The 15,941-nt window shown below is 64.2% G+C and carries 18 protein-coding genes and 1 tRNA gene; 9 read left to right on the top strand and 10 right to left on the bottom strand.

The features are described from left to right. Positions 1-100: 100 nt before the first annotated feature. The 3 genes from rpmG to radC all read right to left on the bottom strand — a co-directional run bounded on the left by rpmG (position 101) and on the right by radC (position 1,417). A complete protein-coding gene (gene rpmG, locus C7411_RS10310; protein WP_027794136.1) occupies positions 101-268 on the bottom strand; it encodes a 50S ribosomal protein L33 in 168 nt (55 codons plus the stop codon). 10 nt (positions 269-278) lie between these two features. Further along, positions 279-512 carry a 50S ribosomal protein L28 gene (gene rpmB / locus C7411_RS10305; protein ID WP_027794135.1) on the bottom strand — a complete coding sequence of 78 codons (234 nt, stop codon included), beginning with the start codon at positions 510-512 and terminating at the stop codon, positions 279-281. Positions 513-766: 254 nt separating this feature from the next. Beyond that, entirely contained in the window at positions 767-1,417 is a 651-nt protein-coding gene (gene radC / locus C7411_RS10300) for a RadC family protein (RefSeq protein WP_243413121.1), read from the bottom strand. Positions 1,418-1,789: 372 nt separating this feature from the next. Here radC and C7411_RS10295 point away from each other — a divergent pair, with 372 nt between their 5' ends. From C7411_RS10295 to C7411_RS10265, 7 genes are all read left to right on the top strand, one after another. Next, a complete protein-coding gene (locus C7411_RS10295) occupies positions 1,790-2,245 on the top strand; it encodes an FKBP-type peptidyl-prolyl cis-trans isomerase (RefSeq protein WP_028205261.1) in 456 nt (151 codons plus the stop codon). Positions 2,246-2,250: 5 nt separating this feature from the next. Next, positions 2,251-3,222 (top strand): 4-hydroxy-3-methylbut-2-enyl diphosphate reductase, encoded by a 972-nt coding sequence (gene ispH, locus C7411_RS10290; RefSeq protein ID WP_042271909.1) that lies wholly within the window; start codon positions 2,251-2,253, stop codon positions 3,220-3,222. 551 nt (positions 3,223-3,773) lie between these two features. Beyond that, positions 3,774-4,076, top strand: coding sequence for a hypothetical protein (locus C7411_RS10285; RefSeq protein ID WP_110384238.1), 303 nt, complete (start codon positions 3,774-3,776; stop codon positions 4,074-4,076). 213 nt (positions 4,077-4,289) lie between these two features. Beyond that, entirely contained in the window at positions 4,290-5,240 is a 951-nt protein-coding gene (locus tag C7411_RS10280; RefSeq protein ID WP_110384237.1) for a branched-chain amino acid ABC transporter permease, read from the top strand. Between the two features lie 16 nt (positions 5,241-5,256). Continuing rightward, the gene (locus C7411_RS10275; RefSeq protein ID WP_110384236.1) at positions 5,257-6,426 is read left to right on the top strand and encodes an ABC transporter permease subunit; all 1,170 of its coding nucleotides are present in this window, start codon (positions 5,257-5,259) and stop codon (positions 6,424-6,426) included. A gap of 18 nt (positions 6,427-6,444) precedes the next feature. Beyond that, a complete protein-coding gene (locus C7411_RS10270; protein ID WP_042273186.1) occupies positions 6,445-7,221 on the top strand; it encodes an ABC transporter ATP-binding protein in 777 nt (258 codons plus the stop codon). Then, the gene (locus C7411_RS10265) at positions 7,221-7,937 is read left to right on the top strand and encodes an ABC transporter ATP-binding protein (protein ID WP_110384235.1); all 717 of its coding nucleotides are present in this window, start codon (positions 7,221-7,223) and stop codon (positions 7,935-7,937) included. Before C7411_RS10270 ends, C7411_RS10265 begins: the two co-directional genes overlap by 1 nt. 107 nt (positions 7,938-8,044) lie before the next feature. Here C7411_RS10265 and C7411_RS10260 read toward each other — a convergent pair whose 3' ends face one another. The 3 genes from C7411_RS10260 to C7411_RS10250 form a co-directional block, all read right to left on the bottom strand. Further along, a complete protein-coding gene (locus C7411_RS10260) occupies positions 8,045-8,506 on the bottom strand; it encodes a GNAT family acetyltransferase (RefSeq protein ID WP_110384234.1) in 462 nt (153 codons plus the stop codon). An 18-nt stretch (positions 8,507-8,524) separates the two neighbouring features. After that, complete coding sequence (locus tag C7411_RS10255; protein ID WP_110384233.1) at positions 8,525-9,709, bottom strand: acetylornithine transaminase; 1,185 nt, start codon at positions 9,707-9,709, stop codon at positions 8,525-8,527. 383 nt (positions 9,710-10,092) lie between these two features. Then, a complete protein-coding gene (locus C7411_RS10250) occupies positions 10,093-11,124 on the bottom strand; it encodes a CDP-6-deoxy-delta-3,4-glucoseen reductase (RefSeq protein ID WP_110384232.1) in 1,032 nt (343 codons plus the stop codon). A gap of 122 nt (positions 11,125-11,246) precedes the next feature. Here C7411_RS10250 and C7411_RS10245 point away from each other — a divergent pair, with 122 nt between their 5' ends. Then, positions 11,247-12,329, top strand: coding sequence for an NAD-dependent epimerase/dehydratase family protein (locus tag C7411_RS10245; protein ID WP_110384231.1), 1,083 nt, complete (start codon positions 11,247-11,249; stop codon positions 12,327-12,329). Between the two features lie 34 nt (positions 12,330-12,363). Here C7411_RS10245 and C7411_RS10240 read toward each other — a convergent pair whose 3' ends face one another. Beyond that, positions 12,364-12,552: a hypothetical protein gene (locus tag C7411_RS10240; protein ID WP_042260822.1), complete on the bottom strand. Its 189-nt coding sequence runs from the start codon at positions 12,550-12,552 to the stop codon at positions 12,364-12,366. Positions 12,553-12,706: 154 nt separating this feature from the next. Then, positions 12,707-13,414: a pseudouridine synthase gene (locus C7411_RS10235; RefSeq protein ID WP_110384230.1), complete on the bottom strand. Its 708-nt coding sequence runs from the start codon at positions 13,412-13,414 to the stop codon at positions 12,707-12,709. A gap of 251 nt (positions 13,415-13,665) precedes the next feature. On the opposite strand from C7411_RS10235, the gene poxB reads away from it, so the two are divergent. Then, positions 13,666-15,384 (top strand): ubiquinone-dependent pyruvate dehydrogenase, encoded by a 1,719-nt coding sequence (gene poxB / locus C7411_RS10230; protein ID WP_042261253.1) that lies wholly within the window; start codon positions 13,666-13,668, stop codon positions 15,382-15,384. 21 nt (positions 15,385-15,405) lie between these two features. Here poxB and C7411_RS10225 read toward each other — a convergent pair whose 3' ends face one another. After that, positions 15,406-15,627, bottom strand: a complete 222-nt coding sequence (locus C7411_RS10225) for a hypothetical protein (protein WP_110384229.1) — start codon at positions 15,625-15,627, stop codon at positions 15,406-15,408. A gap of 197 nt (positions 15,628-15,824) precedes the next feature. Next, positions 15,825-15,906, bottom strand: a tRNA-Leu gene (locus tag C7411_RS10220). Positions 15,907-15,941 lie beyond the last annotated feature (35 nt).

Genomic DNA, 15,941 nt, shown 5'->3' with positions numbered 1-15,941 from the left:
GCGAGCCGAGGCGCGGTGGGTCCATCTATGGCTCGCAAAAAGAAAAACCCCGCGGACAAGCGGGGTTTTTCTGTCTTCGTCAGGCTCGAAACCCGATCAATTACTTGATCTTGGTTTCCTTGTACTCGACGTGCTTGCGAACAACCGGGTCGAACTTCTTGATCGACATTTTTTCCGGCATGTTGCGCTTGTTCTTCGTGGTCGTGTAGAAGTGACCCGTACCTGCGGTCGATTCCAGCTTGATCTTGTCGCGGACGCCCTTGGCCATGATTTACTCCTTACAGTTCGCCGCGTGCGCGCAGGTCTGCGAGCACGGAATCGATGCCGTTCTTGTCGATCAGGCGCAGGCCTGCGTTCGAGATGCGCAGACGCACCCAACGGTTTTCGCTTTCAACCCAGAAACGGCGGTTTTGCAGATTCGGGAGGAAACGGCGCTTGGTTTTGTTGTTAGCGTGGGAAACGTTGTTGCCGCTCATCGGCGCTTTCCCAGTGACTTGGCATACACGTGCCATGAGTGCACTCCTACGGAAATTCTGAGTTCGAGAGCCGCTTAAGTTTCCCAGGCGAGAAATGGCCGGAAAGGAGCGCTCACGTATGGATGAGAGACAACCTCGAACCCAGCGCATATTTCCCCTGGAATGCCGCGACGGGCTTCGGAACAGGGTTGGAAATAGGCAAACCATAATTCTAGCAGAAAAAACCCAGGAAAATCAAACCCGATTTGCGCATGCTGTTGTTTGCCGCTGCGCCGGGCGCCTGTACCGCCTCAGCTCCAGCCATGGCGCGCGAACGAAAACGTTTCCCGTGTGCCGATGACCAGGTGGTCGATGAGTTGAACCTCCACGAGCGCCAGCGTTTCGCGCAACACCCGCGTGAGGCGCCGATCGCTCGCGCTCGGCTGCACCGCGCCCGAAGGGTGATTATGGGCGACGATCAGGCTCGCGGCATTGAGCGTCAGCGCGCGCCGCACGATTTCGCGAGGATACACCGCCATGCGCGTGAGCGAGCCGCGCGAGCTTTCCTCCGAGCGGATCAGCCGATGACGCACGTCGAGAAAGAGGCAGACGAACACCTCGTGCGGCCGCCCGCCGATCAGGAGGCGCAAATAGTCTTCGACCGCACCGGGGGAGTCGATGAGCGGCTTGTCGTCGAGCGCTTGCGCAAGCGCCCGCCGCGCGAGTTCCGTGACCGCTTGCAGCATCGACGATTTTGCGGGCCCAATGCCGCGCAGGGCCTCGAATTCTTCGTGCGGCGCGTCGAGCATGGCGCGCAGCGAGCCGAATTGAGCCAGGAGCGTGCGAGCCACCTCGAAGACATCGTGCCCCGGCAAGCCAAAGCCGAGCAGGATCGCGAGCAGTTCCACGTCCGAGAGCGCGGCCGCGCCGACCGTGCGCAATCGTTCGCGGGGCATGTCCATGTCACGGCGTGGTGCCGCAGGCGCCGCGCCGTCGCGGGTCGGGGCCGAAGGCGCAGCCGGCACGGGGAGGGTGCCGCCGCCGCGGGGGCCGCGCTCCGCGCAGCCTGGAGCGGGCAGGCGGACGGCGAGCGCGCCGCCAACGGTAATGGGTGCCGTGTCCGGCAGGCAGACAAGTTCCGTCATGGCAATCTCCACAGACAAATAAGGCGTGCGCGGCGCACGCGAGTGCGGGCGTTGGCGGTGCACAATCGTGCCGCGACCGCCTCGGCCAAGTGGCTTACAATAGATGTTTTCCGGCCGCCGGAGGCGGGCCGGACCGGCGCCTCGCGGCGCGCACGCGCGAAGCGCGCGTTACGACGAAATGAGTTACGCATGAGCATCATCGACATCTCCGAAGTGAAATCCGGTTCCCACGTGACGCTGAATTACCGGCTTTCACTCGCCGATGGCACCGAAATCGTCAATACCTTTGTCGACCGTCCCGCTACCCTGCTGATGGGCGCCGGCCAGCTTGCGCCGCCGCTGGAAGAGATTTTGCAGGGCCTGAAAGTGGGTCACCACTCGACCTTTCAGCTAGAACCCGGCGTCGCTTTCGGCCAGCGCAACCCCGACCTGATCCAGCGCGTGTCGCTCAAGACCCTGCGCGAGAACGGCATGATCGGCGAGGAGTTCAGCCCGGGCGACCTGATCGAATTCAATGCCCCCAACGGCGGGCGTTACGCGGGTGTGCTCAAGGAAGTGAACGAGACCTCCGCGCTGTTCGATTTCAACCACCCGCTCGCTGGCCAGGCGGTTGCGTTCGAAGTGCAAATCATCGGAATCCTTTAAAGCCCATGACCAACACGGACACGTCCCTCATCGCAGAACTGGCCGACGCGGAAATCCTGCTCGCCCAGCCGCGCGGCTTCTGCGCCGGTGTCGATCGGGCCATCGAGATCGTCGAGCGCGCCATCCAGCTTCACGGCGCACCGATCTACGTGCGTCACGAGATCGTCCACAACGCTTATGTCGTCGAAGACCTGCGCAAGAAGGGGGCGATCTTCATCGAGCAGCTCGAAGAGGTCCCGTCCGGCAACACGGTGATCTTCAGCGCGCACGGCGTCTCCAAATCGGTGCGCGCCGACGCCGAGGCGCGCGGCCTGCGCGTCTACGACGCGACCTGCCCGCTCGTCACGAAGGTTCACGTGGAAGTCGCGAAGATGCGTGACGAAGGGCTCGACATCGTCATGATCGGGCACAAGGGCCATCCGGAAGTGGAGGGCACCATGGGGCAGGTGGCCGAGGGCATGTACCTCGTCGAGGACATCGCCGATGTCGAGGCGCTCAAGCTGCGCGATCCGCAGCGCGTGGCGTTCGTCACGCAAACCACGCTCTCGGTGGACGACGCCGCGGAAATCATCGCGGCGCTCAAGGCGCGCTTCCCGGCCATTCGTGAGCCGAAGAAGCAGGACATCTGCTACGCCACGCAGAATCGCCAGGACGCCGTCAAGTTCATGGCGCCGCAGTGCGACGTCGTGATCGTGGTGGGCAGCCCGAACAGTTCGAATTCGAACCGCTTGCGCGAAGTGGCCGAGAAGCGCGGCATTCCCGCCTATATGGTGGATGCGCCCGAGCAGATCGATCCCCAGTGGCTCGCCGGCAAGCGCCGGATCGGCCTGACGGCCGGCGCATCGGCTCCCGAAGCGCTCGCTCAGGAGATCATTCGCCGCCTGCACGAACTTGGTGCGCGCAACGTGCGTGCACTCGAAGGCATCGAGGAGAACATTGCGTTCCCCTTGCCACGAGGACTCGGCCAGCCGGTCTGAAGCTGCCCGCTCCCGCAAAAAACGCGCCCATCCGGCGCGTTTTTTTATGCCCGCGACGCATGCAGGTATCAATAAAAAAGGGTCATATTACGAGAAAGGGCAGGTTAACTTCTCATTGGCCGGGTGCTCCTATCAGTATTTTCGCTAGCGTGCGGCATCGAATCACGTGGTATGACCCCGAATTTTGAGGGCGATTGACACGCTTCCGGCACGAATGCACCGCGCCGGGGCGAGGTTATTATGTTCTCCCTTAAATATCGTTCATTTGACCCAATGCCCGCCCGACAAGGCATTGCGGCCATTATCTGCAACACATGATGCGAAAGCTGTCGATTTTTGGTGCAACTGGTGCACAAAAATGCGGCGCAACCCGCGGTGCAACCCATCTCGTGCGGTTATCTAAAAATATGGTTGCAATGCAGGAAAACCCTGCCGGTTCAACAATATTGCCCGTCGCATAATTGGCGTTACAATGCGCGCGTTCTGAAGGCTGGACACCCCATGAGAAGGCCATCAGGCAAGCATTTCGGAAGGCGCAGGAGACCTGATTAATGCAATTCAAGCCGGCTTTTGCCGCGTCATCGGTAAATGCGGTTGCGCCGTGCCACGTGTGGCACAGCCGTAATGTCGGGACGGGCACGAGCGCAACATTGATCATTCCTGGCATGCAGATTGCTTTTGCATGCATCGGCGTTGTCATGCCGGTTTGCCGCCTGGGTGCGACGGATCTCGCAGCTGAGATCCCGCAGCGCACAGGTGGCCGGGGAAAGGAAGTCATGGCGTTTGACGCATGCGCGTTTGCCGGCCGCAAGGCTCGCCGCGAATACGCCAACGTGAATATGACGCGTAGTTGATTGAACCCGACGGCACCGAACCATCCGACGGTGCCGTTTTTGCATCCGCTTTTGGCGAGCCTGCCGCTGCAACACAGCGGCAACGCGAACCAGGGCGGCCAACCGTTACCGGTTTTTACTTCAATACCCGAAAGTGTCGTTGCGGTTCCGTAAAACATCGCCCACCGGCCGATGACGAGCGCGAATCCGGTTGCACGGGCTAAGGAGCATTAAATGGATATTTTCATCCAGCAGATCCTGAACGGGCTGGTGCTTGGCAGCATTTACGCCATCATCGCTCTGGGCTACACCATGGTGTACGGGATTCTGGGCATCATCAATTTCGCGCACGGCGATGTGCTCATGGTGGGCGCCATGGTCGCGCTTTCCGCGATCAACGTTCTCCATAACCACTTCCCGGGCCTCGGGAACATTCCCACGCTGTGCATCGCCCTTGCCGTCGCCGCGGTCGTGTGTGCGGCCGTCGGGTACACGATCGAAAAGGTCGCGTACCGGCCGCTGCGCCGCGCGCCGCGCCTCGCCCCGCTGATCACCGCGATCGGTGTGTCGATCCTGCTGCAGACGCTCGCCATGATCATCTGGGGCCGTAACCCGCTCGCGTTCCCCCAGCTCATCTCGACCGATCCGATCAACGTCATCAAGCCGACTGAAACCGGCGTGGGCGCCGTGATCTCGATGACGGAAATCGTCATCATCGTCGTCGCGTTCCTCGTGATGGCGGGTCTCCTGCTCCTCGTGCACAAGACCAAGCTCGGCCGCGCCATGCGCGCCATCGCCGAGAACCCGAACAATGCCTCGCTGATGGGCGTGAACCCGAACTTCGTGATCTCGGCCACGTTCATGATCGGCTCGGCGCTCGCAGCGCTGGCCGGCGTCATGATCGCCTCGGAATACGGCAACGCGCACTTCTACATGGGTTTCATCCCCGGCATGAAGGCCTTCACGGCCGCGGTGCTGGGCGGTATCGGCAACCTCGGCGGCGCGATGGTCGGCGGCGTGGTGCTCGGCCTGATCGAGCAGCTCGGCGCAGGCTACATCGGCAACCTGACCGGCGGGGTGTTCGGCAGTAACTATCAGGACGTCTTCGCATTCATCGTGCTGATCGTCGTGCTCGTGTTCCGTCCGTCGGGGCTGCTGGGCGAACGTGTCGCGGACCGCGCATAAGAGGGAGTAACACAACATGACTTCAATTCAACCGATCGAGCCGTCGACGACGCTCATCCCCGAAAAGAACATGACGAAGACCCTCACGGTCGGCATCGTGACGGCCATCGTCGTGGCTGCGCTGCCCTTCGTGGTGGGCGCCGCGGGCGGCAACTACTGGGTGCGCGTGCTCGACTTCGCGATGCTCTACGTGATGCTCGCGCTGGGCCTGAACGTGGTGGTGGGCTTCGCCGGCCTGCTGGACCTGGGCTATATCGCGTTCTACGCGGTGGGCGCCTACACGGCCGCGCTGCTGACTTCGCCGCACCTTGCGAACCAGTTCACGTGGATCGCCAACATGTTCCCGGGCGGGCTGCATACGCCGTACTGGATCGTGGTGCCGTGCGCCATGGCGCTCGCGGCGATCGCGGGTATCCTGCTCGGGGCGCCGACGCTGCGTCTGCGCGGCGACTACCTCGCCATCGTGACGCTGGGTTTCGGGGAAATCGTTCGTATCTTCATGAACAACCTCGACCGTCCGGTGAACATCACCAACGGGCCGCAGGGCATTACCGGCGTCGCGCCGCTGCAGGTGTTCGGCTTCAATCTCGCGCAGCCGCACGAGATCCTCGGCTTCACGTTCACGTCGGTCTACATGTACTACTACGTGTTCGTGATCTGCGCGCTGCTCGTGATCTGGGTGTGTACGCGTTTGCAGCACTCGCGCATCGGCCGTGCATGGGCCGCGATCCGCGAAGACGAAATCGCCGCCAAGGCCATGGGCATCAACACCCGCAACGTCAAGCTGCTCGCGTTCGCGATGGGCGCGTCGTTCGGCGGTCTGTCGGGCGCGATGTTCGGTGCGTTCCAGGGCTTCGTGTCGCCGGAGTCGTTCACGTTCTGGGAATCGGTCGTCGTGCTCGCCTGCGTGGTGCTCGGCGGCATGGGCCACATCCCCGGCGTGATTCTCGGCGCCGTGCTGCTCGCCATTTTCCCCGAGTTCCTGCGCTCGACCATGGGCCCGCTCCAGCACATGCTGTTCGGCCACGAAGTCGTCGATACGGAAGTCATCCGTCAGCTGCTCTACGGCCTCGCCATGGTCATCATCATGCTCTATCGCTCGGAGGGCCTGTGGCCCGCGGCGAAGCACGAAGACAAGATCGCGAAGATCGCCAAGCGCGCCAGCAAGAAGCCGATTCGCGCATAAGGACAGGGAGAACTACACATGAGCAACAAACCCATCCGTCTGTCCGTGAAGGGCGTGAACAAGCGCTTCGGCGGCCTGCAGGCGCTGTCCGACGTCGGCCTGCAGATCGAGGAAGGCACGATCTACGGCCTGATCGGGCCGAACGGCGCCGGCAAGACCACGTTCTTCAACGTGATTACCGGTCTCTACACGCCTGATTCGGGCGAATTCAAGCTCGACGGCACGGCCTATACGCCGACCGCCGTTTATCAGGTGGCGAAGGCGGGCATTGCGCGTACCTTCCAGAACATTCGTCTGTTCGGCGGCATGACCGCGCTCGAAAACGTGATGGTCGGCCGCCATGTGCGCACGAAGCACGGCTTGCTCGGCGCCGTGTTCCAGACGCCTTCGGAACGTCAGGAAGAGCGCGAGATCAAGGAACGCGCGATCGAACTGCTCGAATACGTGGGCATCGCGCAATACGCGGACTACACGTCGCGCAATCTCTCGTACGGCCACCAGCGCCGTCTGGAAATCGCGCGCGCGCTCGCGACCGATCCGAAGCTGCTCGCGCTCGACGAGCCGGCGGCCGGCATGAACGCGACCGAGAAGGTCGAACTCACGCGCCTGCTCGACAAGATCCGCGCCGATGGCAAGACCATCCTGCTGATCGAGCACGACGTGAAACTGGTGATGGGCCTGTGCAACCGGATGACAGTGCTCGACTACGGCAAGGTGATCTCCGAGGGGCTGCCGCAAGACGTGCAGAAGGACCCGAAGGTGATCGAGGCATATCTGGGTGCGGGGGTTCACTGATGGCTACATCGGTTCTGAAAATCAAGGGTCTGCAGGTCAACTACGGCGGGATCCAGGCGGTCAAGGGCGTGGACATGGAAGTACGCCCTGGCGAACTCGTCACGCTGATCGGCGCGAACGGCGCGGGCAAGACCACGACGATGAAGGCCATCACGGGCCTGAAGCCGTACTCGGCGGGCGACATCGAGTACATGGGCCAGTCGATCAAGGGCGTGCCGGCGTATGAACTGCTCAAGCGCGGTCTCGCCATGGTGCCGGAGGGCCGCGGCATCTTCGCGCGCATGTCGATCCTCGAAAACATGCAGATGGGCGCGTACCTGCGCAGCGACAACGACGGCATCCAGAAGGACGTCGACCGCATGTTCGGCTTTTTCCCGCGCCTGAAGGAACGCGCCACGCAGCTCGCGGGCACGCTCTCGGGCGGCGAGCAGCAGATGCTGGCCATGGCGCGCGCGATCATCAGCAAGCCGAAGCTTCTGCTGCTCGATGAACCTTCGATGGGTCTCTCGCCGATCATGGTGGAGAAGATCTTCGAAGTGGTGCGCACGATCTCGTCGGAAGGCATCACGGTGCTGCTCGTGGAGCAGAACGCACGTCTCGCGCTGCAGGCGGCCAATCGCGGCTACGTGATGGACTCGGGCCTCGTGACGATGGAAGGCGAGGCCAAACAGATGCTCGACGATCCGAAGGTGCGCGCGGCTTACCTGGGTGAATGAGTGGGCGAGTAAGCTGCACCGCATTGCGGTCCTTGCGGCCGCATCAAAACAAAAGCCGCATGGTGCGAAACCCATGCGGCTTTTTTCATGGCGCCGGCCAGGCAGGCTCAGACGAGCGCTTCGGACTCCTGCGCGGCGAGCCGCTTGCCGAGACTCACCACGGCATCGGCGCGATAGCCGAGCCGCTCGTAGAACGCGAGCACCTCGGCCTTGTCGGTGAGCACCTGAAGGTTGAGCTTCATGCAGCCCAGCGCGGCGAGCGCGTTCTCCGCATGGCGCACGAGCCGCGTGCCGAGGCCATGGCGCCTCGCTTCGGGCGCAACGGCAACCGAATAGAGCCAGCCGCGATGCCCGTCGTAACCGGCCATCGCCGTGCCGACGAGCGCGCCGTCGACCTCGCGCGTGGCGACGAAGAAAAGCTCCGGCTGGGTGCCGAGCTTGTTCGCGATCGACAGACGCGGATTGCGATGCGGCCGGCTCGCATCGTTGTACTCGGGAAACGCCTGCAGCCAAAGCGCGATCACCGCTTCGGTATCGGCTTCGCTGAACACACGGATCGTGACGGACATCGCTCGCGGTCCGCCCGATTACAGCGAGTCGAGGATCGTGCGCAGCATCGCCATCATCTGGTCGATTTCCTGCGTCGTCACGTTCAGCGCCGGCATGAAGCGCAGCAGGTTCGGGCGCGCGGCGTTGAGCAGCAGGCCGTCCGGCTGCATGAGGCGCGCCTTCTCGACGATCTCCGGCCCGATGTCCTTGCCGAGCAGCAGCGCGCGCAGCAAGCCTTCGCCGCGCTCGCCCTGGAAGCCGCGTTCGGCCGAAAGCTCGAGCAGCTTTTCGCGCAGATACTCGCCGCGGGCGCGCACGCCTTCGAGGAAGCCGGGCGCAACCAGTTGCGAGATCACCGAATAGCCCACGGCGGTCATTAGCGGGTTGCCGTTGTACGTGCCGCCCTGGTCGCCCGCTTCGAACACGGAGATTTCCTTCTTCGCGAGCAGCGCCGCGAGCGGGACGCCGCCGCCAATGCCCTTGCCGAGCGTCATGATGTCCGGCTCGATGCCCGAGAGTTCGTAGGCGAAGAGGGTGCCCGCACGGCCGCAGCCGCTCTGCACTTCGTCGACGATCAGCAGGATGCCGTGTTGCTTTGTGAGCGCGCGCAGTTGCTGCATGAATTCGCGCGTGGCGGGAATCACGCCGCCTTCGCCCTGGATCGGCTCGAGCATCACGGCGACGGTCTTCGCGTTGATGAGCTTTTCAACCGAGGCGATGTCGTTCAGGTCGGCCTTCGGGAAGCCCGGCACTTGCGGTGCGTAGATCGTGTCCCAGCCCGGCTTGCCGCTCGCCGACATCGTCGCGATCGTGCGGCCGTGGAAGCTGTGGTCGAACGTGATGATCTCGTAGGCGCCGTCGCGATGCTTCCTGCCCCACTTGCGCGCGAGCTTGATCGCGCCTTCGTTGGCTTCGGCGCCGCTGTTGGCGAAGAACACCTTGTCGAAGCAGCTGTGCTCGGTGAGCAGGCCCGCGAGCTTCGCCATCGGCTCGTTGTAGAAGGCCGGCGACGGGTTGATGAGCAGGCGCGACTGCTTCTCGAGCGCCTCGATCATGCCTTCGTTGCAGTGCCCGAGGCTGTTGACGGCCCAGCCCTGGATGAAGTCCAGGTATCGCTTGCCTTCGTTGTCGTAGAGCCACGACCCCTTGCCATGCGTGAAAACGATTTCGGGCCGGTTGGTGATGTACATCAGCGACTCGATCGGGTACTCGGAATAATTCATGGCAACGGGCTCCGCGTTGGGGCTGCTAAAGGGTTGAGAAACGGGGTTGAGAAACGGGGGTTGAGAAACGAGGTTGTAAAAAAAACGGCGGAAAAACAAAAAGCCACGGACCGGCCGTGGCTTTCGTGATTCGAACTTGCTGTGCGTTGAGAAGTACAACGCGCGTCCGCGAGTAGCCAGGCCCTAAAGATGGGGCGAGCGGCGACGTCGGAGGGCGGACAGGATGCAGTTCATGGGCGCAAGAATACGACAAGCCGAATGGCGATGTAAACCGTCAATGTGCCGAATTTTTCCAGGCGGCCGAAGAATTTTTCGTGACGGCCGCCTGAATGGGTCGACGCGGGTCGAGGCATTGCACACGCAACGACCCTTCCAGGCGAGCGTCAGACGGCGTTCGCGAGGTCCGCGGCGCTCGTGAACGAGTCCGCGTAGAACTCGTCTTCAGGCAGGCCGTGGTGCTGCGTGAAGTCGCGCTGCGCCGACTCGACCATCACCGGCGCGCCGCACGCATAGACCTGGTAGCCCGAAAGGTCGGGCAGATCCTCGATCACGGCGCGGTGCACGAAGCCCGTGCGGCCGGTCCAGTTGTCGGCGGCGGCGGGTTCGGAGAGCACCGGCACGAAGCGGAAGTTCGGAATGTCCTTCGCCCATTGTTCGGCGAGATCCATCAGGTACAGGTCCTTCTTCTGGCGCGCGCCCCAGTAGAGCGTCATGGGGCGGTTCAGGTTCTTGTGGACCGCGTGCTCGACGATCGCCTTGAGCGGCGCGAAGCCGGTGCCCGAGGCGAGCAGCACGATGGGCTTGTCCGATTCCTCGCGCAGGAAGAAGGTGCCGAGCGGCGCCTCGAAGCGCAGGATGTCGCGCTCCTTCATCTGCGAGAAGACGTGGTCGGTGAACTTGCCGCCGGGCATATGGCGGATGTGCAACTCGATCGGGCCTTCCTCGTGCGGCGCGCTCGCCATGGAATAGCTGCGGCGCGTGCCGTCCTTGAGGATGAATTCGAGGTACTGGCCAGCGAGGTACTGCAGGCGCTCGTTGGCGGGCAGTTGCAGCTTGAGGACGACGACGTCGTCTGCCTTGTGCTCGATGGCGGCGATGCGGGTAGGCAGCTTGCGCACCTGCACGTCGCCCACGCCCGCCACTTCGCGGATATCGATTTCGAGATCGGTTTGCGCCGTCGCACAGCAGAAGAGGGCCATGCCGCGCGTTCTTTCGTCGTTGGACAGCGCCGAGGCCGCGTGGGCGCGCTGCTCGATTTCGCCGTTGCAGACCGTGCCCTTGCACGAGCCGCACGCGCCGTTCTTGCAGCCATACGGCAGGCCGATGCCCTGACGCAGGGCCGCGTTGAGAATGGGTTCGTCGGGTTCGACCTGGAATTGCCGACCGCTTTGCTTGAGCGTTACGTTGAAAGCCATGTTCAGGGAAGCGTAAGTCTGTATCCGAGGGTTGATTGCGGGGCGCGGGTCGCTTTGAGCAAGTTGCCGCGTTTGCTTGCCGGCCTTCGCCGCGAGGCCCGGGCCGCTAAAATGGTTCCACCATGATTGCCACACGAACCTTGCGCCGTGCGCGCATCCTGATCGTCGGTTGCGGCGACGTCGGCCTGCGCGGCGCCGCCCAGTTGCGCGAGCGGCCCGACCGCGCGCGCGTATTCGCGCTCACGCGCCGTGCCGAGCGCGCAGACGCGGTGCGGGCCGCGGGCGCAACGCCGGTGCGCGGCGACCTCGATTCCCGCAGGAGTCTCGCGCGGATCGCGGGCCTGGCGGGCACCGTACTGCACCTCGCGCCGCCGCAAAAATCCGGCGATGACGACCTGCGCACGCGCCGCCTGATCGCAGCGCTTGCGGCGCGGCGTCGCGCGGTGTCGCGCCCTGCGCTGGCAGGTGTGGCGCCGCGCGCATTGCGGCCCCCATTGCATTGCCTCGTGGACCGCATGCGCCGCAGCGCTGTCGGCGATGCCGCAGCCTTTGGCGCCTCCGTTATTGTACCCGAGCGCATCCGGCGGTTTTCCCGCGCCCGGCGCAAGCGCCTCGAACGCCCGAGGCTCGTCTACGCGAGCACGACGGGGGTGTACGGAGATTGCGGCGGCGCGCGCATCGACGAAACACGCACGGTGCAGCCCGCCAACGCCCGCGCCATACGCCGGGTGTCGGCAGAACGGCAACTGCGCCGCGCCACAGCGCGCGGCGCGCTCAGCGCCACGATCGCGCGCATTCCCGGTATTTACGCCGCGAACCGCCTCCCGCTCGCGCGGCTCGAGAAGCGCACGCCGGCGCTCCTGGCGAGCGACGACGTCTACACGAGCCACATCCATGCGGACGACCTCGCGGCGATTCTCCTGCGCCTCGCCACGCACGGCCGCCCGGGGCGCACGATCCACGCGGCGGACGACAGCGAACTGAAGATGGGCGAGTATTTCGACCGCGTAGCCGATGCCTTCGGCCTCGCGCGCGCACCGCGCGTGAGCCGCGCCGAGGCCGAGCGCGAACTCGAGCCCGTCTTGCTGTCGTTCATGCGGGAGTCGAGACGGCTCGCCAATACGCGCCTGAAGCGCGAACTGCGCGTGCGTTTGCGTTATCCCGACGTCGATGCGTTCCTGCGCACGCTGCCGCCGCACCCGTGACTCCGGGCGGGCGACGCGGCGCAAAGCGTGCCGTTCACGTGATGGCCGGCAGCGCTTCGAGCAGGAGGAAGCACAATAGCGCTCCGATGAGCGCCCCGATGAGGTTCGGATGATACTGATGTCGCATATGCATCGACGCGAGCAGGCCCCCAATCAGAACCGCCCCAAGCGCCATGAATGCCATCAACACGAATGAGATTTCGAATGAGCCGTTGATGATCATGATGCCCCTCCTTGCAACTTGTAATCGTTCTTTAGACGAGTATAGGGCGGAAGCCCGGCAAGGACATGCTGCGGCGCGGCGAAAACGATGCCTGTTTGCAAGCATCGGTGCGTCAACGTACTGAGCGGCGGCCGCTCGTGCCGCCGGTGGTGGTTTACCCGTTGCTGCGCAACGCGTCGAGCGCTGCGGCGTCGAGCCATTGCCACGCGCCCGGTGCCAGACCGGCGGGCAGGGAAAAGCCGCCGATGCGCTCGCGATGGAGCGCCTCGACGCGGTTGCCGGCCGCGGCCACCATCCGTTTGACCTGATGATATTTGCCTTCGAGCACGGTCAGTTCCAGCTCGTGACCGGCGCGCGCGTTGGCTGCGACGGCGGCAATCGGCTCGCGCTCGCCGTGCAGCAGCACGCCTGCACGCAGGGCATTGAGCTGGGTGGCGTCGAGCGGATGGCGCATGCTCGCCACATAGACCTTCGGCACCTTGCGTTTGGGCGACGTGAACGCGTGGACGAACTGGCCATCGTCGGAAAGCAGCAGGAGACCGGTCGTATCCTGATCGAGGCGGCCCACGCACTGCACGTTGCGCTGCGCGAACTGCGGCGGCAGCAGATGAAACACGCTCAAGTGATGCTGCGGATCGCGCGAGCACTCATAGCCCGCAGGCTTGTTGAGCGCAATGTAGGCGCGCTCGTGGAACGGCCACGGCGTGCCGTCCACGCTGAAGACGAGGCCTGCCGTGTCGAACGTTGCGAGCGGGTCGCTGCACGGCTCGCCGGCGACGGCGACACGCGCGTCGGCGATGAGCGCGCGGCATTGGCGGCGTGAGCCGAAACCCTGGGTGAAGAGAATGCTTTCGAGATTCATGACGGACGGCGAACGGCGTAGAGCGGGGTATTTTATCCGCGGCGACGTGATTCGCTCCCCCGTGCCCGCCGCCTGCGCGCCGTGCGCGGCTTGACTGCGCATTTCGGGCGGATGGCGTAACGTAGCGCGAGGTACTGGCAGGTCCGGCGCGGTTACAGGGCCTGGACGCCTGAATACCCCCCAATTTTCTTCTCGCGCAGCGCCCGGCTTCGGTGCGCGCGCTGCGCCATATGGCTCACGTGGAGAACACTATGGCGAAGACGATAGCGGATCATCTGGCGAAAACGCTCGAAGCAGTTGGCGTCGAGCGCATCTGGGGCGTGACCGGCGACAGCCTGAACGGTTTGTCGGCGAGCCTGCGCAAGCTCGGCACGATCCGCTGGATGCACACGCGGCACGAGGAAGTCGCCGCCTTTGCGGCGGGCGCCGAAGCAGCGGCAACCGGCCGGCTCGCGGTGTGCGCGGGCAGTTGCGGGCCTGGCAACCTGCATCTGATCAACGGTCTCTACGACTGCCATCGCAACCGCTCGCCGGTGCTCGCGATCGCGGCGCACATTCCATCGACGGAAATCGGTCTCGGTTATTTCCAGGAGACGCACCCGACCGAGCTCTTTCGCGAGTGCAGCCATTACGTGGAACTGGTGACGAACGCCTCGCAGTTCCCGCGCGTGCTCGACACCGCGCTGCGGACCGCGATCGACCAGAAGGGCGTCGCCGTGATCGTGCTGCCCGGCGACGTGGCGCTTCTGGACGCGTCCGACGAGGAGCCGGCATGGGCCCAGGCGGCGCGTCCGGCGACCTTGCCTTCGTCGGCGGATATCGACCGGCTCGCCGTGCTGCTCAATCGCTCCGAGGCCGTGACCCTGCTATGCGGCAGCGGCTGCAAGGGCTCGCACGACGAAGTGGTGGCCTTCGCGGACGCGCTCGGCGCGCCGACGGTGCATGCGTTGCGCGGCAAGCAGTACGTCGAATGGGATAACCCATACGACGTGGGCATGACCGGGCTGATCGGCTTCAGTTCGGGCTACCACGCGATGATGTCGTGTGACACGCTCGTCATGCTCGGCACCGACTTCCCGTATCGCAACTTCTATCCGCAGCACGCGAATATCGTGCAGATCGACCGCGACGCAGCCGCGCTCGGCAAACGCGCGCCGCTCACGCTCGGGCTCATCGGCGACGTGCGCGAAACGTTGCGCGCGCTCACGCCGAAGCTCACGCGCAAGACCGACCGGCGCTTCATCGAGCATGCGCGCGAGCACTACGCGAACGCGCGCAAGGGACTCGACGAACTCGCTCGCCCGGCCGCTGCCGGCAAGCCGCTGCATCCGCAGTATGTGGTGTCGCGCGTGGACGCGCTCGCCGAGGACGATGCGATTTTCGCGGTCGACGTCGGCACGCCCACGCTCTGGGCCGCGCGCTACCTGACGATGAACGGCCGGCGCCGCCTGCACGGCTCGTTCAATCACGGCTCGATGGCGAACGCCATGCCGCAGGCGCTCGGCGCGCAGGCGGCGCACGCCGGGCGCCAGGTGGTCTCGCTCTCCGGCGACGGCGGCCTTTCGATGCTGCTCGGCGACATTCTCACGGCGCGTCAGCTCGATTTGCCGATCAAGATCGTTGTCCTGAATAACAGCTCGCTCGGTTTTGTCGCGATGGAGATGAAGGCCGGTGGCTACGTGGAGACGGGCACCGATCTGGCGGCCACCAACTTCGCGGATATCGCGAAAGGCGCGGGCCTCTTCAGCGTGCGCGTGGAGACGTCTGAAGCGCTCGATGAAGCGTTGCGCGCGGCGTTCTCGCACGCAGGGCCGGCGCTCGTCGACGTGGTGACGACGAAGCACGAACTGGCCATGCCGCCGAAGCTGCAGTGGGCCCAGGCGAAAGGGTTCAGCCTCTACATGCTGCGTGCGGTGCTGAGCGGACGCGGCGACGAGGTGGTGGAGCTGGCGCAGACGAATTTGCGTTGAGGCTCGTGTGGCGGACCTGCGTCAGTCGGTGATCGAGACGCAGGTGTTGTCCTCGGGCCACGTACGAAATTCGTCGACCCGGCCCGCGCGCACGTCGAGCAGCAGCCGGTCCAGCGCTTCGAGCCTGGCGGACCTGTCTGCGCTCGATCGGATCAACGTTGCGGCGGGGCGTCCGGAGACAGACTCGTGGGCTTCGATGAGGATGCGTATGGCTTCCTCTCGCGTCATGAAAATACGGTCCATTGTGCGCTCCCGGTTTGCTATCTCAATAACTTCGACAACGATAGCAGTGGGGCTGCGGCGTGCCGTGCGACATCCGCAGGCCGCTTGATCTTCGTCCAGGGAAGGGCGTGCCGGATTGAGGCCGGCAACAAAAAACCCGCGAAGCCTTGAGCTTCCGCGGGTTTCAGGTTTCCGGCGGCAATTGCCGGAAAGCATTCTGGTGCCTCGGGCCGGAATCGAACCGGCACTCCTTTCGGAACCGGATTTTGAGTCCGGCAGCCTCCTATAGCATCGGACTACGCTGGAACCTGCTAAGCCTTGCTGGGCTTGGTTTT

Source organism: Paraburkholderia silvatlantica (assembly GCF_003096715.1).
GTDB classification, from domain to species: Bacteria; Pseudomonadota; Gammaproteobacteria; order Burkholderiales; family Burkholderiaceae; genus Paraburkholderia; species Paraburkholderia silvatlantica.
Note: the sequence above shows the minus strand (reverse complement) of the source record. Positions and strands in the feature narration are given on the sequence as shown.